The organism is Hydrogenophaga crocea (genome assembly GCF_011388215.1).
Taxonomy (GTDB): Bacteria; Pseudomonadota; Gammaproteobacteria; order Burkholderiales; family Burkholderiaceae_C; genus Hydrogenophaga; species Hydrogenophaga crocea.
Map to the genome: position 1 here is coordinate 2919297 of NZ_CP049989.1, position 22083 is coordinate 2941379.

Annotated in this window: 16 protein-coding genes; 13 read left to right on the forward strand and 3 right to left on the reverse strand. The window is 61.5% G+C overall.

Translation table 11 applies throughout. From position 1 onward, the window contains the following. Window positions 1-5: 5 nt before the first annotated feature. From G9Q37_RS13730 to G9Q37_RS13765, 8 genes are all read left to right on the forward strand, one after another. A complete protein-coding gene (locus G9Q37_RS13730; RefSeq protein WP_166227910.1) occupies window positions 6-1313 on the forward strand; it encodes an efflux RND transporter periplasmic adaptor subunit in 1308 nt (435 codons plus the stop codon). Between the two features lie 13 nt (window positions 1314-1326). Then, window positions 1327-4527: an efflux RND transporter permease subunit gene (locus G9Q37_RS13735; RefSeq protein ID WP_166227912.1), complete on the forward strand. Its 3201-nt coding sequence runs from the start codon at window positions 1327-1329 to the stop codon at window positions 4525-4527. Between the two features lie 193 nt (window positions 4528-4720). Next, window positions 4721-5781, forward strand: a protein-coding gene (locus tag G9Q37_RS13740; protein WP_420810288.1) for an IS3 family transposase whose coding sequence is annotated in 2 segments (ribosomal slippage) — window positions 4721-4985 and window positions 4985-5781 — 1062 coding nt in all. Because the reading frame shifts where the segments join, the coding sequence is not laid out codon by codon here. 838 nt (window positions 5782-6619) lie between these two features. Continuing rightward, a complete protein-coding gene (locus G9Q37_RS13745; RefSeq protein WP_166227915.1) occupies window positions 6620-8995 on the forward strand; it encodes a tellurite resistance TerB family protein in 2376 nt (791 codons plus the stop codon). Continuing rightward, the gene (locus tag G9Q37_RS13750) at window positions 8992-10296 is read left to right on the forward strand and encodes an ATP-binding protein (RefSeq protein WP_166227917.1); all 1305 of its coding nucleotides are present in this window, start codon (window positions 8992-8994) and stop codon (window positions 10294-10296) included. Before G9Q37_RS13745 ends, G9Q37_RS13750 begins: the two co-directional genes overlap by 4 nt. A 5-nt stretch (window positions 10297-10301) precedes the next feature. Beyond that, window positions 10302-12515 (forward strand): DEAD/DEAH box helicase, encoded by a 2214-nt coding sequence (locus G9Q37_RS13755; protein ID WP_166227919.1) that lies wholly within the window; start codon window positions 10302-10304, stop codon window positions 12513-12515. A gap of 507 nt (window positions 12516-13022) precedes the next feature. Beyond that, complete coding sequence (locus tag G9Q37_RS13760) at window positions 13023-13340, forward strand: helix-turn-helix domain-containing protein (RefSeq protein WP_240936391.1); 318 nt, start codon at window positions 13023-13025, stop codon at window positions 13338-13340. Beyond that, a complete protein-coding gene (locus tag G9Q37_RS13765; protein WP_166227922.1) occupies window positions 13337-14671 on the forward strand; it encodes a type II toxin-antitoxin system HipA family toxin in 1335 nt (444 codons plus the stop codon). Before G9Q37_RS13760 ends, G9Q37_RS13765 begins: the two co-directional genes overlap by 4 nt. A 345-nt stretch (window positions 14672-15016) precedes the next feature. Here the strand turns inward: G9Q37_RS13765 and G9Q37_RS13770 are convergent, their stop codons facing one another. The 3 genes from G9Q37_RS13770 to G9Q37_RS13780 all read right to left on the reverse strand — a co-directional run bounded on the left by G9Q37_RS13770 (window position 15017) and on the right by G9Q37_RS13780 (window position 17079). After that, window positions 15017-15712, reverse strand: a complete 696-nt coding sequence (locus G9Q37_RS13770; RefSeq protein WP_166227924.1) for a hypothetical protein — start codon at window positions 15710-15712, stop codon at window positions 15017-15019. A 79-nt stretch (window positions 15713-15791) separates the two neighbouring features. Next, window positions 15792-16283: a hypothetical protein gene (locus tag G9Q37_RS13775; protein ID WP_166227926.1), complete on the reverse strand. Its 492-nt coding sequence runs from the start codon at window positions 16281-16283 to the stop codon at window positions 15792-15794. Window positions 16284-16299: 16 nt separating this feature from the next. Then, the gene (locus tag G9Q37_RS13780) at window positions 16300-17079 is read right to left on the reverse strand and encodes a hypothetical protein (protein WP_166227928.1); all 780 of its coding nucleotides are present in this window, start codon (window positions 17077-17079) and stop codon (window positions 16300-16302) included. 818 nt (window positions 17080-17897) lie between these two features. On the opposite strand from G9Q37_RS13780, the gene G9Q37_RS13785 reads away from it, so the two are divergent. The 5 genes from G9Q37_RS13785 (at window position 17898) to G9Q37_RS13805 (ending at window position 22077) form a co-directional block, all read left to right on the forward strand. Then, window positions 17898-18890 (forward strand): helix-turn-helix transcriptional regulator, encoded by a 993-nt coding sequence (locus G9Q37_RS13785; RefSeq protein ID WP_166227930.1) that lies wholly within the window; start codon window positions 17898-17900, stop codon window positions 18888-18890. 72 nt (window positions 18891-18962) lie between these two features. Continuing rightward, the gene (locus tag G9Q37_RS13790; RefSeq protein WP_166227932.1) at window positions 18963-19241 is read left to right on the forward strand and encodes a hypothetical protein; all 279 of its coding nucleotides are present in this window, start codon (window positions 18963-18965) and stop codon (window positions 19239-19241) included. Window positions 19242-19259: 18 nt separating this feature from the next. Further along, window positions 19260-19439 (forward strand): hypothetical protein, encoded by a 180-nt coding sequence (locus G9Q37_RS13795; protein WP_035620241.1) that lies wholly within the window; start codon window positions 19260-19262, stop codon window positions 19437-19439. Next, window positions 19436-19798, forward strand: a complete 363-nt coding sequence (locus G9Q37_RS13800) for a metal-dependent hydrolase (RefSeq protein ID WP_166227934.1) — start codon at window positions 19436-19438, stop codon at window positions 19796-19798. The genes G9Q37_RS13795 and G9Q37_RS13800 overlap by 4 nt, the downstream gene beginning before the upstream one ends. A gap of 410 nt (window positions 19799-20208) precedes the next feature. Next, on the forward strand, window positions 20209-22077 hold the full coding sequence (locus G9Q37_RS13805; RefSeq protein WP_166227936.1) for a KAP family P-loop NTPase fold protein: 1869 nt from the start codon (window positions 20209-20211) through the stop codon (window positions 22075-22077). The last annotated feature ends 6 nt before the right edge of the window (window positions 22078-22083 follow it).

Here is a 22083-nt window from a genome sequence, read left to right on the forward strand (position 1 = left end):
CTGCCATGGACACGCCTGAATCCTCCGGCTCGAAACTGAGCCGAAAGCACCTAGTCATCATTGTTGTGGTTCTGCTCCTTGGGGCTGTAGGCGCGGCGTTCATCCTTCGAGGGGGTGGTAGCCACGCAGAAGGCGATGGTCATGGTCACGGGCAAGAAAGCTCGAAGGCTGTGGAAGCCGAAGGCGATGGACATGGTCATGAAGAAACGCCCAAGGGAGATGCGAAGCCAGAATCAGACTCTGCATCCAAAGAGGGTGCGGAGGGCGGCGGGCACGATGATGAGAAGGTGGCGCTGACGGATGCGCAAATCGCAGCTGCGAACATCGAAGTGAAGGACAGCTCTTCTGCGGTCATCAGAACGTCATTGCAGCTTCCGGGAGAAATCCGCTTCAACGAAGACCGAACCGCGCACATTGTTCCGCGGGCTGCTGGGGTCGTCGAGCGCGTCAGCGCCAACCTTGGTCAGAGGGTCTCCAAGGGGCAGGTTCTTGCGGTCATCTCCAGTAGCGCGGTCTCTGAAGTTCGCTCAGAGCTCCAGGCCGCTCAACGCAGGCGCGAACTCGCCCAGGCTACTTACGAGCGCGAGCGTACGTTGTGGGAGCAGAAGATTTCTCCCGAGCAAGACGTTCTGCAGGCGCGGCAAGCCCTGCGCGAAGCGGAAATTGCGCAGGCGAACGCATCTCAGAAGCTGAAGACCCTCGGCGCGTCGGCGAACGCCAGCGCCTTGGGAACAGTCGAGCTACGCGCACCGTTTGACGCGGTGGTCGTCGAGAAGCACATCGCAATTGGGGAGGCAGTCGGCGAAGACACCAACGTGTTCACGTTGTCGGACCTGTCCACTGTGTGGGCGGAGATGAGTGTTGGCGCCGGTGACCTATCCAAGGTACTGGTCGGGGAGCGCGTTCGAGTCAAGGCAGACGCTGCGGATGTGGTCGCCGAAGGGAAGATTGCTTTCGTGGGCTCTCTCATCGGAGCGCAGACCCGCACCGCTCCCGCTCGCGTAGAGCTGAGCAACCCCAAAGGAGCGTGGCGCCCCGGCCTCTTTGTCACGGTGGAAGTTCTCACGAACGACAACGATACGGCATCTGCCGTAACGGTCGATTCGTCGGCGCTTCAAACCGTAGAAGACAAGCTTTCCGTTTTCGTGCGCGTAGATGGTGGATTTCAAGCTCGACCCGTGCGTGTCGGTCGCTCCGATGGACAGCGAGTCGAGATTCTGGACGGCCTAAAGGCCGGTGAGGCCTACGCGGCGAATGGCAGTTTTGTCGTGAAATCTGAACAGGGCAAGGGCTCTGCAACGCACGCCCACTGAAAGCAGCCCATTCATGTTTGAACGAATCATTCGCTTTGCCATCGAGCAACGGTGGCTGGTCATGCTCGCCGTGCTCGGCATGGTCGGCCTGGGTGTCTACAACTTTCAGCGTCTCTCCATTGACGCAGTACCGGACATCACGAACGTCCAAGTACAAATCAACACGGCCGCTCCGGGCTACTCCCCCCTGGAGACCGAGCAGCGCGTGACTTTCCCGATTGAAACGGTCATGGCCGGGCTGCCTGGCCTGCAGCAAACCCGCTCCCTTTCGCGCTACGGTCTATCCCAGGTCACGGTCATCTTCAAGGACGGAACGGATATCTATTTTGCCCGCCAGTTGGTCAACGAGCGCCTGCAGGGAGCGGTGGGTGCACTGCCGGACGGTATCCGGCCCAATGTGGGCCCCATATCGACAGGACTGGGTGAAATCTTCCTGTGGACTGTCGAGGCTGAAGATGGTGCCAAGAAGCCCGACGGTACCCCATACACGGCGACTGACCTAAGGGTCATCCAAGACTGGATTATCAAACCGCAGCTGCGCAACGTTCCTGGCGTCACGGAAATCAACTCAATCGGTGGCCATGAACGTCAGTTTCAAGTTGCGCCGCTTCCCGAGCGACTGTTGGCCTACGGCCTAACGCTCAACGATGTGGTGCAGGCCCTCGAGCGCAACAATGCCAACGTCGGCGCCGGGTACATCGAGCGCAGAGGCGAGCAGTACCTCATTCGCGCACCTGGCCAAGCAGGAAGCCTCGACGACCTTCGCAACGTGGTGCTTGCCAACAGCGGGGGTACCCCCGTTCGCATTCGCGATGTGGCCGAAGTCGAGATTGGTCAAGACCTGAGAACAGGCGCGGCCACGGACAACGGTCGTGAGGTCGTGCTGGGCACTGTGTTCATGTTGATTGGCGAAAACAGTCGGACTGTTGCTCAGGCTGTCGCCAAGAAGATGGAGGAAATCAACGGAAATCTTCCGGACGGTGTGCACGCCATCACTGTCTACGACCGCACAGTGCTCGTTGATAAGGCGATTGCAACCGTCAAGAAGAACCTCTTTGAAGGCGCGGTGCTGGTCATCGTGGTGTTGTTCCTCTTCTTAGGCAACATTCGAGCCGCCTTGCTGACAGCGATGGTCATTCCCCTGTCCATGCTATTCACCTTCACCGGCATGGTGAGTCAGAAGGTCAGCGCGAACCTGATGAGTTTGGGGGCGCTTGACTTCGGCATCATTGTTGATGGGGCGGTGGTCATCGTAGAGAACTGCGTTCGCCGCCTCTCCCACGCACAGGAACGACTCGGCCGACCACTTACCCGTACAGAACGCTTTCACGAAGTGTTTTCCGCCTCCCAAGAGGCGCGTCGACCGTTGCTCTACGGGCAGCTCATCATCATGGTGGTCTACCTGCCCATCTTTGCGCTTACGGGCGTTGAAGGCAAGATGTTCCATCCGATGGCGCTCACCGTGGTGATTGCGTTGCTCGGTGCCATGATTCTGTCCATCACCTTTATCCCTGCCGCCGTCGCCTTGTTCATCGGCAACAAAGTGGGCGAGAAGGAAAACCGGGTCATGGGTTGGGCGCGACGGGCCTATCACCCGTTGCTCACACGCGCCATGAACGCCAAGGCCGTCGTGCTTACTGTGGCCGGGGTCGCGGTCGTTCTGTCTGGTTTGCTGGCAACGCGCCTGGGGAGCGAGTTCATCCCGAACTTGAACGAAGGTGACTTTGCCATTCAGGCGCTTCGCATTCCCGGGACCAGCCTCTCCCAGTCTGTGCAGATGCAGCAACAACTGGAGCGAACCCTGAAGGCGGAGTTTCCGGAAATTGAGCGAGTGTTCGCTCGCACAGGAACGGCAGAGATTGCATCTGACCCGATGCCCCCGAACATCTCTGACGCGTATGTCATGCTCAAGCCTGAGAGCCAATGGCCGAGCCCGAAGCGCACACGTCAGCAGTTGGTGGAGGCAGTGCAGCAACGGGTGGCAGAGCTGCCTGGCAACAACTACGAGTTCTCGCAACCGATTCAACTGCGCTTCAACGAGCTGATTTCGGGGGTCCGTGCTGACGTTGCCGTGAAGGTCTTCGGCGACGACATGGATGTTCTCAACAAGACCGCTCAGGAGATTGCGGCCGTACTGGGCTCTATCTCGGGAGCAAGTGAGGTCAACGTTGAGCAGACGACGGGCCTGCCCGTGTTGTCTATCAATATCGACCGCGACAAAGCGGCTCGCTACGGCGTTAACGTGGGCGACATCCAGGACACCATCGCAACGGCCATTGGCGGGCGCAGCGCCGGGACCCTCTTCGAGGGTGACCGACGCTTCGATATCATGGTTCGGTTGCCAGAGCGAATGCGCTCCGATTTGGACTCTATCCGCCGCCTGCCGGTGACGTTGCCCGCGGCAACTCAGGCAGACGGAAGCTCGCGCGTGTCATTTATCCCGTTGTCGGAGCTAGCCTCTCTCGAAGTCGCACCCGGGCCCAACCAGGTCAGTCGTGAAGACGGCAAGCGTCGCATCGTTGTCAGCGCAAACGTGCGCGGTCGCGACATGGGCTCTTTTGTGGAAGAGGCCGGAACTGCCTTGCAGGAGAAGGTGCGCATCCCCCCGGGCTATTGGACGACCTGGGGTGGTCAGTTTGAGAATTTGCAGTCCGCGACGCAGCGACTCCAAATCGTCGTGCCTGTGGCGCTTCTTCTGGTGTTCACGTTGTTGTTCGCCATGTTTGGCAACGTGCGCGACGGGCTCATTGTGTTCACCGGAATCCCCTTTGCCTTGACTGGAGGCATTCTGGCGCTTTGGATGCGCGGCATACCCTTGTCCATCTCTGCGGCTGTTGGCTTTATTGCGTTGTCGGGTGTCGCCGTCCTCAACGGCTTGGTGATGATTTCTTTCATACGCAATCTTCGCGAAGGGGGCGCGACACTGGACCAAGCCATCTTCGAAGGCGCTCTCACGCGGCTCCGCCCAGTACTCATGACCGCGCTCGTGGCCTCTCTCGGCTTTGTTCCTATGGCGATTGCGACCGGGACGGGTGCCGAGGTGCAGCGACCGCTTGCGACTGTGGTGATTGGTGGCATCCTGTCGTCGACAGCATTAACACTCCTAGTGCTGCCAATCCTCTATCGGTTGGCATATCGGCGCGAAGAGGAGGAGGAGCGTTTGGCCAACCCAAAAAGCTCTTTGGGCTCCTTCTCCGAACCGCAACTAAGTTGACCATAGGCGGCGGGCTTCCGGGTCCGCTGCCTCATTTCTGCTGGATGAAGGACTGTGCTTCTCTAAGTGCTGTCCATGCGCACTGTTTAGAGTTACTGAGGCAGCGATAACGCTAGTTCGGAAATGACCATGTGGTCCCCTCGAAAACCTGAACCACCCGGAGGTAGAGAATCCCCCCAAGCGGAGTCTCTACATGACGAAGTCCAGATTCAGTGAAGCGCAGATAGTCGGCATCCTCAAGGAGGTCGAGATGGGTGCGAAGGTCGGCGAGACGTGCAGGAAGCACGGCGTGAGCGAGCCGACGTACTACAAGTGGAAGAGCCAGTTCTCGGGCATGACGGTTTCGCACCTGTCGCAGCTGCGCCAGCTGCAGGACGAGAACGCCAAGCTCAAACGCATGTACGCAGACCTGGCGCTCATGCACCACGCACTCAAGGATGTCGTTGACCGAAAGCTCTGACCCCGGAGCGTCGCGAGATGGTCGTGCAGGCCCTCGTGGCCGAGCATGGCATGAGCGAGCGACGGGCCTGCCAGGCCAGCGGCATTGCCCGCTCCACGCTGCGTTACCGGCCCGTCGCACGCGACGACTCCGGGGTCATCACCTTCATCCAGGCCTACATGACATTGAACCCGCGCCACGGCTTCGGGCTGCTGTACGACAGCGCCCGCCATCAGGGCAAGCCCTGGGGCAAGACGGTGCTCTGGCGCGTGTACTGCGAACTGCGGCTGAACCTGCCCCGGCGCGGCAAGAAGCGGCTGCCTGCGCGCATCAAACAGCCCCTGCACGCCGCCGGCCAGCCCAACCAGGGCTGGAGCTGCGACTTCATGGCAGACGCGCTGTGGTCGGGGCGGCGCTTCAGGACCTTCAACGTCATCGACGAGTTCAACCGTGAAGGCCTGCGCATCGAGGTCGACACCAGCCTGCCGGCTGCGCGCGTCATCCGGGCCTTGAATGAACTGGTGGAGGTGCACGGTGCGCCGCTGTCGATTCGCCTGGACAACGGCCCCGAGTTCATCGCGCACGCCCTGGCCCAGTGGGCTCAGAACAAGGGCATCGCCTTGCAGCACATCCAACCCGGAAAGCCCACGCAAAACGCCTATGTCGAACGATTCAACAAGACCTACCGCACCGAGGTGCTCGACTGCTACGTGTTCAACAGCTTGCAGGAAGTGCGCGACATGACGGCCGACTGGCTGCACCGCTACAACCACCACCGACCCCATGAAGCTCTCGGCCGAATCCCTCCGGTCTAGTACCGTGTCAAACTGTTCCCCAACCTCTACTTCTGACTGGCTCAGGAAATCGAGGGGACCACAAACGTCGCTTTAGAAGCGACGAGGCGTTTTCCAGTGGGTCCGAAGCCTCGCCAAGTACTGCTCGTCCTGCATTTCGCTCTCCGAATGTTCATTCGATGAAAGAACTGCATGGACATCCAGTATTAGCGAGCAAGCATCGCCAAATACCCCTCCTCATGTGAGATATTTAGTTTTATTAACTAGTGCATCTATGCAGCACTGGTGGTGTCTGAGTATCGGCGGGGTCCCGGGACGAAGCGCTCGAAGGCTGGCCACACCCGGAGCACGGCGAGTCGCAACTCACGATGACCTCGCGGACATAGCCGGTGGCTGCGAGCAATTCACCTACAAAAAGCAAAAAACGCATTTCGATAGGTGAATCCAAGAATTTCAAAGGCTTACGCGCGCCACGGGGCTAGAAATCGCGATGTCGGAGGGCGTGCTTGCGTGGGGCTGCTACCGCCGTGGGAGCCTGCAGACAGCAGCTCGGGGCTCGTCTTCTCATGTTTTGTCATCGGAAATGAAAATTATCAAAACCGATGACAAAACTTGAAAAGGCACCACCGCTTGTGCCCGTTTGGGCCCTTGGCTACTGTCAGGATTGACTCTGTCGATGGCGGCTTGGCCAACTCGCTTGGTGATGAACTGCGCACTGACCTCGTCACCTTGCGCGAGGTCAGGAGGCAAGTGCTAGAGATTCGACCGAAGTGCTGTATGGTTTTGTAAGGGAGGCCGAACGGTTCGCCGGCTTGGCTAGGTTCTTCCAATTTGGCCAGCAGGCCCGGGGGTGTTGCGGATGGCACGCAAGCGCAAGGGGGACTCGGTAAGCGTCCTCGGGGTGGTCTTGGTTGGCCTGGTAGCACTGGTGGCGTCGGTACCCGTCGAGGTGTGGCTCTTTGTCGGTGGGGTGGTCCTTGCCTTCTTTGCCTACCGCTACTTCAAGGCAAAGCCCAGTAGCGAGCCACCCGAGACGCAGCCAATGCCTCAATCGAAAGCCACGCCACGACCCCGTGCCCGCGCGCTGAAGTCTTCTGACATGGACGAGCCGGTATCGGTCACCAGCACAGCTGCTGCATCGCCAAGCACTGCCACCAGCGAGTACCGCCTTCCTGCAGCCCCGAAGGGGTTCGGCAACGCGACGTGGCTTGGTGCTGGCCAGCCGGTGAATGTTGCAGGCTTCTCCATACCGGGCGGCCTGATTTACGTGGGCACACGCCTGAAGACGCCTTCTGGCGACAACGACCCGTGCCTCATCGACCCCTCACTGAGTGTGTCCAAGAGCGGTGACTATACCGAGCGGCAAATGGGCTACTGGCCCAGCTACGGCGCCATCTCGAGCAGCGCGCGCGGCGCTTACCTGAAGTGGCTCGCGGGCGGCCGACAGGACCCCTCCGCCGACATCGGCTATGTGTTCCTGTTCTTCTACGGGCTGGAGCGACGCGCCATTCTTGATGCCTCTTCAGATGCTGCGGCTCGGGCCGAATGGCCGGTCATCGCGGAAGAACTGCGACGCCTACTTGACATCTACGGGCAAAAGTCAGGTTCGTTCCGGCGCTACGCAGTTGAACTGCTCAACTGGGTCTCTACCGTCGAGCACCCTGAGCGCTTGTACGAGAAGGCGGTTCCGAGCTTTCCCCGCTCCCTCGAGCTACCGCTGTACGTCCGTCATGCACTAGGTATTGCAGCCGTGGACGGTGTGCCGGTTCCAGCAGGACTTGCGCTTGCCTGGGCGCGTCTTGAGCCAAGTGTCGTGCTGCGCACCCCAGCCATTCGGTGTCCCGAACAGTTCGATGCCCTGTTCGTGCAGAAGTACGAGCAGCAGTTCGGCGCGGGCATGGTATTGCCACGTAATCGCACCAAGCTCAAGCTGGTATATCGCCCGGCATCAGCGGGCTTCCGTGGTTACAACGACCTAAGGCTCACCTTCGGGGAGGTGCCCGACGTGTCGGTACTCACGGGACCGGTGAAGAAGCTGCAGGACCTGGTCGATGCCACTTCGAAGGAGCTCGAGTCCTACAGCCGCTTCGTTGGCAAGAGTGTCACCGGAAAGAACTCGCTCGAAGGGCTGCTGCAGCTACCGCCCACGTTGTGGCCAGAACAGGCGCAGAAGGCATTGCAGCAGCTCAAAGCCCGGATAGGTGAAGGCATGGTCGCAATGCCGTTCCAGGACCTGCTGAACGCCCTGGGTGCCACGACGGCGTTCACCAAGGACAAGACGCTCTCGCTGGCTCGCACGTTGGAGTCTGCCAACGTGGGCTTCGAGCCGGACGTCCTGGCCGGGGCGAAGACGCCCAAGCCCGAGGAGAAGGTGGTTCTCTTCGCGCTGCCGCCGTCCGAGCAGCTGTCACGCACTAACGGGCCGTACCTGGCGGCGGCGCTGACGCTGCAGCTCGCCTCGGCGGTTGCGACCTCCGACGGGGAGTTCGGCATCAAGGAGATGGGTCACCTTCGTGAGACCGTGCTCTCCTGGACGCACCTCACTCCAGGCCAGAAGCGTCGTCTGCTGGCGCACCTGCGCTTGCTGATGCAGGCGCCGGCGTCCCTGACGGCCTTGAAGAAAAAGTTCGAACCGCTCGAACTCAACGTCAAGGAGACCATTGCCGCGTTCATGGCAACGGTTGCCCAGTCAGACGGTGAGGTGTCTCCTGGAGAAGTAAAGATGCTCGAGAAGGTCTACAAGGCCCTGGGCGTCGACTCAAAGAAGGTGTTCTCCGACGTCCACGCTGTCGCTGCGGGCACGAAGCCGACCGCGGCGGCCGTCGCCAAGGTCGAGGAGTCCAGCTTCAAGCTCGACCCGGCCCGTATCGCCGCGCTCCAGAAGGACACCGAGAAGGTCTCTGCGCTCCTCGCGAACATCTTCACCGACACCGACGAACCTGCTGTGGCAGTGGCCGAGCCCGTCGAGGCGGAAACCGAGGCCGAGCCAAGCGAAGCCTCTGCGGGTCTGCTGGGCCTGGACGAAGCCCACACCTCACTTGCCCGGATGATGCTCTCGCGCCCCGAGTGGAGCCGTGCCGAGCTGCTGGACGTGGCCGCCGACCTTGACCTCATGCTGGACGGCGCTCTGGAGCACATCAACGAGGCGGCGTTTGAGGCGCATGACATGGCGCTGTTCGAGGGCGAAGACCCTGTGACGGTGAACACTGAGATTCTGGACAAGGTGAAAGCATGACGACAACGATTCGCCCCAGGGACCGCGACGCGGTCATTCAGTCGCTGCGCGCCGGGGTGGTGCCTCGCACGGGCCAGCACCTGGTGCAGGTCGGTCGAACACGGGAAATCGAGACCCTGCTCACCGACATCGAGCGCATTGCGGACGGTGGCTCGGCCTTTCGGGTGGTCGTGGGCGAGTACGGCGCCGGCAAGACCTTCTTCCTGAACCTGGTGCGCGCGGTGGGCATGGAGAAGAAGCTGGTCGTGGCCAGCGCGGACCTGAACCCGGACCGGCGCCTGCACGCCAGTGGCGGCCAGGCGCGCTCGCTCTACGCCGAGCTGATGCGTAACCTCTCGACCCGCACCAAGCCGGAGGGCGGCGCCCTGAGCGGCATCGTCGAGAAGTTCATCGCAACGGCGAAGACCGAAGCCAAGGCATCTGGTCAGACCACCGAGGCCGTCTTGCGTCAGAAGCTCGACCACCTGACCGAATTGGTGAACGGCTACGACTTTGCCGACGTCATCGCCGCGTACTGCCGTGGCTTCGAAGAAGGCAATGAGCAGCTCAAGTCGGATGCGGTCCGCTGGCTGCGTGGTGAGTTCTCGACCAAGACCGACGCGAAGCAGGCGCTCGGTGTGCGGACCATCGTTGACGATGCCGCTGTCTACGACCAGCTGAAGCTGATGGCGCGCTTTGTCCGGCTGGCCGGGTTCTCCGGGCTGCTGGTGAGCCTGGATGAGTTGGTGAACCTCTACAAGCTGGCCAACACCCAGGCACGCAACGCGAACTACGAGCAGATTCTGCGCATCCTCAACGACTCCCTCCAGGGCACCGCTGTGGGCCTTGGCTTCGTGCTGGGTGGCACGCCCGAGTTCCTGCTGGACACGCGAAGGGGGCTCTACAGCTACCCCGCTCTGCAAAGCCGCCTGGCACAGAACACCTTCGCCTCCGGGGGACTGGTCGACTTCAGCGGGCCAGTCGTTCGCTTGTCCAGCCTGACCCCAGAGGACTTCTACGTGCTCCTGCAGAAGATTCGCCATGTGAACGCCAGTGGCGACCCGGTCAAGTACCTGCTGCCCGACCAAGGCATCTACAGTTTCATGGAGCACTGCTCCAAACGCATCGGTGACACCTACTTCCGTACACCCAGGACGACCATTACGGCCTTCATCAACCTGTTGGCTGTGCTGGAGCAAAACGCCGGGACTACCTGGCAGGAGCTGCTCGGGGGGCTGGAGGTGCTTCCTGACAACGGCGCCACCGGGGACCAGGTCGTCGAGGCCGAAGGAGACGATGAGTTCGCCTCGTTCAAGATGTGATGTAGATGGCTGAGACCCAGTCATCTGCATTCCACCTCCTCGATGAGCGCATCCAGCGCTTCATCTGGGCCGAGGGCTGGGAGTCCCTGCGAGACGCGCAAGAGGCTGCCATTCCCCTCATCGTGCCCGGCGACAAGGACGTCATCGTGGCTGCGGCCACCGCCGCAGGAAAGACCGAGGCCGCCTTCCTACCGGCACTGACCCACCTGTTGCAGCGGGAGAAGCCTGGGCTCATCGTCTACATCAGCCCCTTGAAGGCGCTCATCAACGACCAGTTCGGGCGATTGGACCGCCTCTGTGAGCAGCTCGAGGTTCCGGTTTGGCCGTGGCACGGAGACATCTCGTCTTCCAGCAAGACGCGGTTCTTGACCAAGCGCCAGGGCGTCCTGCTCATCACGCCAGAGTCGCTGGAAGCGCTACTCTGCAACCGCGGTACCGCTTTGAGCGCCGTCTTCGGCGAGGCGGCATTCTTTGTCGTCGATGAGCTGCACGCGTTCATCGGCAGCGAGAGAGGCAAGCAGCTGCAGTCGCTCATGCACAGAGTCCAGGTAGCCATAGAGCGCACGGTGCCACGCGTCGGGCTGTCAGCCACACTTGGGGACATGCGCCTCGCGGCCGACTTTCTGCGGCCCAGTGCGGGGGAGCGGGTTCAGATAGTTGAGTCCAAGGCTTCAGTTGCCGAGCTCAAGGTCCTGGTGAAGGGCTATGAGGAGCCCGCGGTGGTCCTGAGAGAAGGTGATGACGAGGTAGAGAGCGAAGACTCTGAGCCCACAACACCTGGCCTCATCGCAGCCCACCTGTTCAAGGTGCTGCGCGGCTCAAACAATCTCGTGTTCCCGAACTCTCGGCGCGAGGTAGAGCGCTACACGCACCTGCTCAACGAGATGTGCCTGAAGGAGCAGGTGCCCAACGAGTTCTGGCCGCACCACGGCAGCCTGTCCAAGGAGATTCGCACCGAGACCGAAGCGGCGCTAAAGCAGAAGGAGCAGCCGGCGTCGGCCATTTGCACCAACACGCTGGAGCTCGGCATCGACATCGGCGCAGTCAAAAGCGTCGTGCAAATTGGACCGCCTCCGCAGGTGGCCAGCTTGCGCCAACGGCTTGGGCGCTCTGGGCGCCGAAAGGGTGAGCCCGCCATCTTGCGCGGCTACTGCATCGAGGACGCCTTGGACCCCAGGTCATCTCTTGACAGTCTGCTTCGCCTGGGCACCGTCCAGATGGCGGCCATGGTGTCGCTTCTCCTGCAGAAGTGGTTCGAGCCGCCGCGCGCTCACGGTGCCCACTTGTCAACGCTGGTGCAACAGGTCCTTTCGGTGGTTGCCCAGCGAGGAGGCGCGACCATCGGTCAGCTTTACGCGCTCCTGTGCGCACCCGGCACACCCTTTCAGGGGCTCTCCAAGGAGGAATTCGCGCAGCTGGTGCGGCAGCTAGGTGCCAAGGAGCTGCTGACCCAGGACTCGTCTGGACTGCTTCTGCATGGCAGGCTGGGCGAGAAGTTCGTGAACCACTACTCCTTCTATGCCGCGTTCGCTGCGGACGAGGAGTTCCGCATCGTCAGCGCGGGGCGCATGTTGGGCACGCTGCCGGTCTCTCAGATGCTCACCACCGGGCAGCGCATCCTATTTGCCGGAAAGACCTGGCTCGTGGAGAGCGTTGATGAGCCCCAGAAGACGATTTTTGTGGTCCGTGCTGGCGGCGGCGTTCCCCCGCTGTTCAACGGCGGGGCTGGCCGGGTTCACACGCGCGTAAGGCAGGAGATGCGCCGGCTGTTGGAGTCCAACGAGTCGCTGCCTTTCCTCGATGAGGTGGCTCAGCGCTTTCTCTCTGAGGGTCGCCAGCAGTACGCTGACCGAGCGCTTTCCACGGAGTTCGTGCTGAATCAGGGGCGAGAACTCATGCTTCTGACCTGGCTGGGGGACTCAGCCAATGAAGCGATTGCCGCACTGCTGATTCGACGGGGGTTTGTGGCCAGCCCGGCTGGCCCAGGAGTTGAAGTACGCCTAGATGGCCGCTCCGCGCAGGATGTCTTGGATGCGCTGAGCGACGCGGCTGTCGACGAACCCCCGTCGCTGGACATGCTGCTCCAAGACGTCAGCAACCTTCAGCGGGAGAAATGGGACTGGGCGCTGCCGGATGGTCTGCTTCGAAAGGCGTACGCGAGTCTGAACCTCGACCTGGATGAAGGCCTTGCGTGGGTTCGAGAGGCTACCGCGCGCTGAGGCCCCTGCTTCAGTGTCGGGACCAGCTCCCCTCGCCAACGTCTCAGTAGGTAAATCAATAACGTAGCCGCACCCTCGACGTCGCCTACGGGCCTGCAACGCAACCAGATATCAGTCTGCAAGCCAAAAAGTGCAACGTCGTTTCAAGCGCGCACGTTCTTGGTTTCAAAAAGGATTTTTTTGAGACGAGCCCGCTTCGCAGCCTACGCGCTGCAGCAGGCCGGCGACCATCCGGGCTGACCCCCTCTGTCACAGATGCGCAGAACTGACCCGACGCGTGGGGCCGCAGAGCGTGGTCGCGCGCCTAGTGGGCTTCTCCTTTCAAGAGCAAGCGTATTTGACACTCTTGCAACATATTGCGAACAATGGTTGCTCTTAAATTGCACAGGACACTGACACTGTTTGCCCCCATAACCGAAATCATTATTGACAATGCGGACGACTATTGCTATAATGATTACTGTTATGCCCGCCAAAGCGCCAACCCTTTACCCCTCGCAGTCGCGAATGACGGTCGCGCTGGGGCAGCGCCTGCGCGAAGCTCGCCTGCGTAGGCGGTTCACGGTCACGCAGGTGGCCGAGCGCGCCTCGGTGTCTCGGCCCACACTCAACAAAGTCGAGCAAGGCGACCCCGCCGTGACGCTGGGCACCTACTTGCGCGTGCTGGCTGTGCTCGGGCTGGAACATGACCTGGACCAGGTAGCGGCGCACGACCCAGTGGGTCGTCGGCTGCAAGACGCTGAGCTGAACGTGCCTCGGCGCGCGCCCAAGCGCAAGAAACTCGACAGCCCGTCGGACTCCCCTTCCGAAGACGAAGCGCAATGAGCCCCGCCGTCAAGAAGTCCGGCGCTCGCGCGAGGCCTGCGCCCGAGGCTGCCCCCGCAACCCCTGAGGGCCTCGAAGTCTGGCTCGATGACCCGACGTTCGGCCCGCTAACTCACCTGGGCCGGCTGCACCGCTCGGGCCTGGAATCGGTCCGCTTCGAGTATTCGCCCCTGTGGCTGAAGAACGGGGCCGCTTTCGCGCTCGACCCGGAGCTGTCGCTGGCCAGTGGCAACTTCTATCCGAAGGACTCGAACTTCGGCATCTTCATGGACAGCTGCCCCGACCGCTGGGGCCAGACGCTGATGAAGCGTCGAGAACTGGTTGAGGCCAAGCAGCAAGCGCGCACCCGCCGCGAGATGCGCCCGTGGGACTTCTTCCTGGGCGTGCAGGACGTGACCCGCATGGGCGCCCTGCGTTTCTCCGCACTGCAAAGCGACAAGCAGCTCAAGCAAGGCCCTGCTCCGGAATTGCTCGAAGGCCAGGCCCTGGCCAGTCAGGCGCTCGCAGCGCCAGCGCTGACTCACATGGGCGAGCTACAAGCGGTGGCGCTCGAGCTCACGCGCAAAAAGGTCGACGACCTCGACTTGCTGCAGCAGTGGCTGAAAGTGTTGGTGGCGCCCGGCGCGTCCCTAGGCGGCGCACGACCCAAGGCGAATCTGCAAGACGGCCTCGGGCAGCTGTGGATTGCCAAGTTTCCCGGTGCCGACGATGAACACGATTGGGCTCTGCGCGAGATGTTGGTGCACCAGCTGGCCGCAGAGTACGGGCTCAGCGTTGCACCGGCACGGCTGGAGCGCATCGGGCACGGCTTCCACACCTTCGTCACCCGACGCTTCGACCGCCACGGTGGCCGGCGACGGTTCTTCACCTCCGCGATGGCGGTGCTGGGCCGCAGCGACAGCGAAGAAACGTCGTACCTGGACCTGGCGGAGTTCATCGCGTCCAAGCAAGGCGTGGAGGGCCGCATCGAAGCGGACCTGCGCGAGCTGTTTCGGCGGGTGTTGTTCAACGTGGCCGTCTCGAACCGGGATGACCACCTGCGCAACCACGGCTTCATGCGCGAGGCCACCGGTTGGCGCCTGGCGCCCGCCTACGACATGAACCCGTCGACCAAGAAAGACGGTCACGTGCTGGCGCTGGACGATGCCAGCACCGAGCCCGACCTGGACACAGTCATGGCCACGGCGGCGCTCTATCGCGTCACGCCGAAGCAGGCGCAAGAGGACCTGGCCCGGCTGAGCCAGGTCATTGGCACCTGGCAAAACAAGGCGCAGCTGCTGGGACTCTCAGGGGAAGACCGGGCAGAGCTGAAGGACTGCTTCCTAGTCTGAGGCCAAGGGGCCCAGCGTCTGGGCGGCCTGAGAGTCCGTCGGCGGCGTTAGCTTGCAGCCGTTGCCAGGGCTAGCTTGCGAGGTTGGTAGTGGAAGCCAGTTTCGACCGTCAGAGTGCCCGTTTACACGCTTGACAGCCTCTCAGCGCTCGCGAAGGCCCAGTGCTATACTTGGTTTGCCTCGTATCGGAGAAACCCGGAAAGGCGTCCCGGTGATTGAACTCGTGCACAGGGTTCAATACTGATGAGGAAAATGTGCGCCCTTGCAGGGAAACCTGGACAAGGTAACCGACCAAGGTGTCGGAAGCTGGGCACTCAGCCGCTCCTCCTCGGGTACGAGGTCCTTTCACTTTTTCTTGGCCAGCGCTCGGTTCACGAGCAATTGTGCTTTTGCTGGCTTCATCCAGTACGCCGTCTCAAGTCGAAAGTGGGCCATCGGTGCCCCCTCGAATCGCAGAGCCGCCACTGGTGATTCACCCTTAGCCGCAGGGTCCCCCGCTTTGTAGGTTGCATCAAACATCAGCAACTGGTTCGGGTAGCCGGGATTGGGCGCGTACTTGGGGTGGCCATACACGAACAGCTGACCCAGCAATTCCACAACGCCGGCATCGGCGACGCTGTCCTTGCTTGTTCGGCTATCTCGAACGTGCTCCACGCGGCTGCGAGAAATCACAACGCAGCCAGTGCCCGCGGGGGAAACGAGTTCAAGAGCCGCAAGCTTCTTATTCATCAACCACTCGGAGATGAGCGCGTGCGCGCGCTTGCTGAGAAACCAAGAAACCTCCTCTTGGTGGCCAAGCGACGGGTAAGAGCCATCAACCCAGCCTTGAAGGAGCCCAAGCAAAGAGGAGTTGAACATGCCTGGCCCTGCTTGGCAGGCTGGAGAAAACCTCGCTGAAGCGGCTGCAAGTGTGGCATCAGCTAGCGCGCTTTCCTCGTGCGCCGGTGGAACGCTACCGTGCTGGCCGGGAACCGCTGCGAAGGTGATGCTGTTTGCGTCCTGTTCAGACCTGCCGGCTTGCTCGTTGGGGAACTCAGGCATGTTGTGGTTGTTCTATTTTTCGACTATCCCTCGAGGCGCAACAGCATCTCGGATGCAGAGCCCCTTGCAAAGGGGTCCCTCAAGGCAGAGGCGCGATGCGGTTCCCGTACCGGTCCTCGAGCATCCACCGCCGGCCATTCTCCTTGGACCGGTTGTTGATGTTGCCCAACAGGTGGTCCTGCACCCATTCGGACTTGGGGAAGTCGACCTCCTTCACCTTGCCCGTCTTGTCGTTCATGTAGCGGTCGCGGTCGACGTACTGCTTCAAGTGCGTGGTGTCGCTGAAGAATCGGGCCCGTGTGTTCGGGTGCTTCGCGTAGAAGTCCTGCGCCATCTTGATAAGAGTGCCCTGGCGCACTTCCTTCGGCACCACGACCAAGTAGAAGCGCCACTCCTCTGCGGGGAAGAGCATCGGCCGAATCGCATAGTCGCCCCACACGGTAGCCTTCACCCCTGCCAGAGTGACAGGCCCCTTGGCAGGGGGTGCCGCAAAAGCCGGGGCGGCGCCAAGAAGAAGCACCGTTATGGCGCAAAGGCACAGACGTCGGCGAACGGTATTGAACGGCATCATGCTGTGCAATCCTCCGTCACTTCCTCTCGGCAACGCCGCACTCCATTGACTCATCAACTTGACTGAATCGCGTGCCTTGCGAGAACAGGCTGAACTGGCCTGCATTGCTCATGGCCAGACCGGACGCCCGGTCGTGCACAGCCCACGCTGAGCCTTCGACGGAAAAGCGGACGCCTTCCCCTGCACAGGTCTGCTCGTAAGTCTGGGTGAGGAGAAAAGCAGCGCGCCCGGAGTAGGTCAGCGTCCCCTCGACAACTGTTGTCCCCTTGGAAGCTCCGCTGGATTGGGTGCCGAGCATCGCGCAGACGTCCATCGTAGGACCGTAGTCCTTTCCGATTTCTAGCGGCTGCCCCATAGGCTTTCCCGTCAGGCCCGCCATCATTTGGTTGACGACTTGCGAAAGCGCGGGACCGTACTCCTTCTCAAAGCCAGGAATGGTGGTTTCAATCAAGGGCGGCACCTTTCTCGGCTGCCCCTCGGGAGTCATCTCCAGCAGAATCTTCAGTTCGTCCCTGTCGACGTTGGTGGCAACGCTGAGGTACTCGACTCCGTTTCGAACCTCAAGGCGCGCACGGTGCTCACTGCGGGTCTTCGTCGGTTTGGACCAGTTGCCGCGTTCGCGGGTCGTGGTTTCCCTGAAGCACCGGGCCTCGTACCCCGACTTTGGCCTCAAAGACACCGGCTCTCCGGTGGTTGCCGACACCTGAGGCGGGCTAACGTTGGACGCGAAGCCGACGACTGGCAGTGCTCCAAGTGCCAAAACCGCCATACCGCTCATTGCAATCAGTCTGTTCATCGAAGCCCCTGTGTGCTCGCAACAGGATAGCAAGTAGCGGCTGGACTTGGCATGCATTTCCTCTGCCCTTGTCGCGGGAGCGAGACCCACGCATCCCGGCGTGAAATAGTCGACACGCCCTTGGCAATGCCAACCCTCTCTGCACTCGACACGCACGGGCGAACGGCGCGGCGTGACTTCTGCGAGTTCGCGTCGCACGAAAAGAGCCCGCTTCGAGCTCAAGCTCCCGCGCTACGACGTCTCTAAAGTCAACACGTCTATCAACCGATAACCTGAATGAAACCGAGGGCCTCCGTCCCGGCAACGCCAATCGAAATCGTTCGCTCTGTAGGTTCGTAGCGAACGGCGTATGCGCCGACGAAAAAAGAGACCAGCGCTACGGCTGGTCTCCAAAGAATCGTCTAGTGACGGAAAGGCATCGATGGCAAGCACCATCTCCAACGTTTCTCGCAGTCTGCTCAATCTCACTCGCCTCCTCGTGATTCCGGTTGCTACCACCAGCCTCACGAGCGACACCCCGGTGTCCAGAGGCGACTGTGAAAGAGCAAACTGCCCAAGTGACAGCAGGGAAGTACTGACACCCGTGACAACAATCCCAAACCCGCACGGCGCGTAGCCAAGTGCGACCTTGATGGCCGAGTTACAGCTCGGCCATTTTCTTGTCCTCGATTCGTATAGCAACCGGCTGTTCAACTCCCGGCCACGGCCCCGCCATCCCTCCAGCAGGGTCCTTGCAGGCTCCGGCCTGCGCGTAATGAACTACCTGGAGTTGACCCGGTTCCGTGGACACATCATTCTTTGTGTTCAAGGAGCCACAAATGTCCAAGGTCAGCATCGAGCGCATCACCAAAATCGTGCGCATCATCCGAAAGCGTCGGGCTGCGCCGATGGCCTTCCTGATGAATGAACTGGAGGTCTCTCAGGCATCGGTAAAGCGCGACCTGGATTTCCTCCGTGACCGCTTGGGATGCCCCCTGGAATGGGACCGCAAGAAGCGCGGCTGGGTCATCCGGGACGACCTTGCCGAGGGCGGCCGGTTCGAGCTGCCTGGCGTTTGGTTCGACTCATCAGAAGTGTTCGCACTACTCACCATGCTCCACTTGGTTGAGGGCGTCCAGCCCGGCCTCCTCGAAGAGCACGTTGGCCCCCTGAAGACGCGTCTTCGCAGCATGCTCGCGGAAGGTACCAAGTCCGCAAGACCCATCGAGCGCAAGCTCCGACTGATTCACTTCGCGCCGCGAAAAGTCGAGCCCAAGCACTTTCAGACGATTGCTGGAGCGCTTTTGTCAGGAAAGCGCCTTCGCCTGCAGTACTGGAACCGCGACCGCAAAGAGTCGTCGGACCGGGAAATTTCTCCCCAGCAGCTCGTCCACTACCGCGAGAACTGGATTCTCGATGCCTGGTGCCATGAGAAGAATGCGTTGCGCTCCTTCGCGCTGGAATCAATCCAGTCTGTACGGGTTCTGGTGGAGCCAGCGCTCGAAGTCAGTCAGCAGGAGATGCACGAGCACTTCCGCAGCGGCTACGGCATCTTCGCCGGCGCCGCTAAGCATCGTGCACGCCTGAAGTTCACGCCAGAACGTGCGCAGTGGGTCGACAAGGAGACCTGGCACCACGACCAGTCCAGCGAGCGACTCGACGACGGCAGCTACATCTTGGAAGTGCCCTACTCCAACGACCAAGAGTTGGTCATGGACCTGCTGCGCCACAGCCCCGAGGTCGAAGTTCTCAGCCCGCCCGAGCTTCGGGAGCGGCTGCACACCGCCTTGTGCACCGCAGCAACAAAAAACCGCCCGGCCGCAATTCAGTAGGTCACTCTTTGAGCTAGTGCCCTCGCAAGAATGCCTTCCATGCTTGGGATAGGTCCAAGTAAGGAGTGCACGATGCGAATCAATCTTGCCCACCTGCGCGAGCGCGCCGCGAGCGGCGGCTGGGTCAACTTTGCGGTCTTCGACGCCCGCTCGTCGTCCGGCTCGCAAAGCGACAACGCCCGCCTGCTTGCCCAGCTGACCGCCCAGGCACGTGCCTCGAATCTGCGGGTCGAGCAGTCCGCCCTGGCGTTCTCCTCCGGCGGACGCATGCAGTTCTTCGGCAGTCCTCCGCTGGTGGACTACCTCTCCCGAAACGGCCTCCCCGGCTGGACTCACACCATCGACGCCTGAAGCGAAAGGAAACTGAACATGGCCAAGAACGCCCCCATCGGTGACAACGCCCGCCGCGGTGCCGTCCGCGACCGCTCCCAAGCCTTCAACCCGACCACCCAGACCTGGACCAAGCGCGACGCCGGCAACGGCCAGTTCATGGACCAGAAGAAGGACGGTGAGCCGTTCAAAGGCGTGCGCAAGGAGCACAAAAAGTGAACGGGCCGGCCCACCAGCTTGTTGCCGGCTTCGCCACCGGCGTGTTCATTGCCGAGCAAGAGCGCCAGGCTGGCCTCCAAACGGCCCAGCCACTACTGGCAGGCACAGCTGCCGCCTTCCTGACCAAGTTGCCGGACATCCTGGAGCCGGCAACATCGCCAAACCACCGCCAGTTCTTCCACAGCGTCGCGTTCGCCGGCCTCCTCTGCCTTGCATTCAAGGAGCTCGGCAAGTGGCAGCCCGAATCCGCAGGCGGCGACTTCCTGAAGGCGCTTGGCCAGGTGGCAATTCCCGCCTACCTGATTCATCTCTTTCTCGATTCACTGACTGTAAAGTCGCTTCCGCTGGTTGGTCGATAGTGTTCAAACGACGACCTCGGGCATTCCATCCACAAAATTGATGATGAACTGCAGGATGCTGATTCTTCTATATCTTCGCCGTCGTCAGCGCTAACCGAGCTTGCTTACGCCGAGTCGCTTCGCGACGGCCGCAGTTCGGGTTGCGTATTTGGGCGGATGCTCGGACTCGTCGAATCGGAGGCCTTGGAGCGAAGACTTCAGTTCCGTGTCGACTTTCGCCATGGCTTACTTATCGAAGAGGTGATGGTGCCCAGTGGGCTCAGCGCCGACTTAAGAGGATAGCGCCGTGATTTCGTTTGAGCGCTCCGCTTGTGTTGCTCACCACCGCAGGCCGGGAGCGGACCTCTGTTGGACTGATGTGAGTGCCCTACAGTCGGGTCAAGCACAACATAGAGGGAGGCTAGCTGGCGATGTGGGCCGACAACGAAACGACTATTGACTACCTGAACTTCGGAGTCGTTGCAGACGCGTGCGCCAAGCTCCTGCAGCAGGCCCAGGGGGTTCCTCTCTCTGTAGGCGTGTCCGGCGGCTGGGGGGTCGGCAAGACCTCACTGGTTCGGATGATTGAAGACCGACTCAAACAGGCCGATGCCCCAGGGAAGAACACCTACGTCGTCGTAACCTTCAACCCGTGGCTCTATCAGGACTTCGAGGGCGCCCGCAGCGCGCTGCTGCAGCTCATCGGCGATGAGGTCTTGCGGCTCGCCGCGAAGAATGAGGCTGTGCTGAAGAAGGCCAAGAGGCTTCTTAAGAGAATCAACCTCCTTCGGCTGGCCCAGCTGGGTGGAGAAGCGGCAGCGACGCTGTATACGGGCGTCCCCGTAGGCAGCATCGGCGCCGCCGTCATGAAGGTTGGAGGGTTCTTCGGCCTCGGCGAAGGCGACGGTGAGCCCGGCGACGGCGAGGACGAGAAGGGCAAGGACGATAAGAGGGCTGCTGACGGTCTGCTCAAGCCGGCCGAGCCCGTCTCGCTGCCCAGCGAGATTCAAGCGTTCCGCAACGCGCTCGAAGAGCTGCTCGAGGAGCTCAAGGTTACGCTGGTCGTGTTCGTAGACGACCTGGACCGCTGCCTCCCCAAGACTGCCATTTCCACGCTCGAGTCGATTCGCCTCCTCCTCTTTCTGAAGCGGAGCGCCTTCGTTGTCGCGGCCGATAACGAATTCATTCGTGGAGCGGTGCGCGTGCACTTCGAGGGCACGGGCATTTCGGCTGAAGTTGCGACGAACTACTTCGACAAGCTCATCCAGGTACCGTTGCACGTTCCGCGACTGGGTATCAACGAGGCCAAGGCGTACCTAGCCTTGCTTCTCATGGAGCGGGCCCATGCAGACGGCGACTTCGACAAGACCGGCTTCGAGACCGCAAGGGGCGCCATTCCGAAGCGCTTGCAGACGAGTTGGAAGGGCGATGCGGTCACCTCGGAGTTCCTGCAGAGCCTCGTCGGCGTGAGCAACACCCGAATGCTCACGTTAATGCAGTTGGCCGAAGGCTTGGCGCCGCTGCTCACCCAGTCAAGCGCTGTCAACGCGAACCCTCGGCTCATGAAGCGGTTCCTGAACACGGTCTACCTTCGGTCCGCCTTGGCTGCCCCTCAGGGCATCGACCTAGACATCCCGTCCCTTGCAAAGTGGCACCTCGTGGAGCGGTGTGACGAAACGCTGGCCAACGCGTTGGCGGCAAGGGTAACCTCCGCCGCCGATGGGCGAGTTCCGGTCTTGCATGAGGCAGAAGCGGCTGCGGCGAGCGGCGCTGTGCTTCCTGAGCCATTCAAGGACGACCGCTTCACCCGCGAATGGCTGCAGTTGCACCCACCGCTAGGCGAAGCGGACCTTCGCCCTCTCCTGCACTTGAGCAGGGACACGGCGACTCGGGACTTTGGTGCGGACAACATGACCGCTGAAGGGCGCGCCTTGCGCGATGCGCTGGTCAGTGCGACGGCGTCGAACGCGCCGCTGACCGAAGCCATCCGCGCTGCTGGTGCAATCCAGACTGGCATGGCGATGGCCAAGGCATGGCAGCTCAAGGCGGCCAAGCGCACCTGGCGCATGGGGGAGGACGTCGTCCCGCTTATAGAGCCCTGCAAGGTGTACCCGGAGCTGGCCGCCCAAGCTTCAGCGCTTCTCGCCGAAGCGCCGGCCGCCAAGGTTGGCCCTGGAATCATCCCTCTGCTATATGCACAGGCATGGGCGCGGCCCATCGTTGACAAGTGGGAAGCGGACTCGTCGGCTGAGCGGCCCACGAAGGCTGCCATCGCGCAGGCAAAGAAGGGAGCCCGATAGTGGGCA